Annotated in this window: 1 protein-coding gene; it reads left to right on the top strand. The window is 50.5% G+C overall.

Annotated elements, in window-relative coordinates; all coding sequences use genetic code 11:
- On the top strand, positions 1-463 hold a 463-nt coding region (locus AB4585_RS23730), incomplete at both ends, for a TGS domain-containing protein (RefSeq protein WP_372171219.1).

The raw sequence follows: 463 nt of genomic DNA on the forward strand, positions 1-463 counted from the left end.
AATCTATTCATACCGTTGTGCTTGGGCCTGAAGGCAAAACCATAGAGATTCAAATCCGTACCAAGCAAATGCATGAAGACTCTGAGCTTGGTGTGGCTGCCCACTGGAAATACAAAGAGGGCAGTTCAGGTGGTCGCAGTGGCTACGATGAGAAGATTACCTGGCTGCGCAAACTGCTTGATTGGCAAGAAGAGATGTCGGATTCCGGTGAGATGCTGGACGAGTTGCGCTCTCAAGTGTTTGATGATCGCGTTTATGCCTTTACCCCTCGTGGTGATGTAGTCGACCTGCCGATGGGGGCGACGCCTCTCGACTTTGCTTACCACATTCACTCTGAGGTAGGGCACCGTTGTATTGGCGCTAAGGTCGCAGGAAGAATCGTACCGTTTACCCATCAATTGGAAATGGGCGATCAGGTTGAGATCATCACGCAAAAAGAGCCAAATCCCTCTCGAGATTGGCT

This window comes from Vibrio sp. 10N.222.49.C9 (genome assembly GCF_041474985.1).
Classification (GTDB): Bacteria; Pseudomonadota; Gammaproteobacteria; order Enterobacterales; family Vibrionaceae; genus Vibrio; species Vibrio crassostreae_C.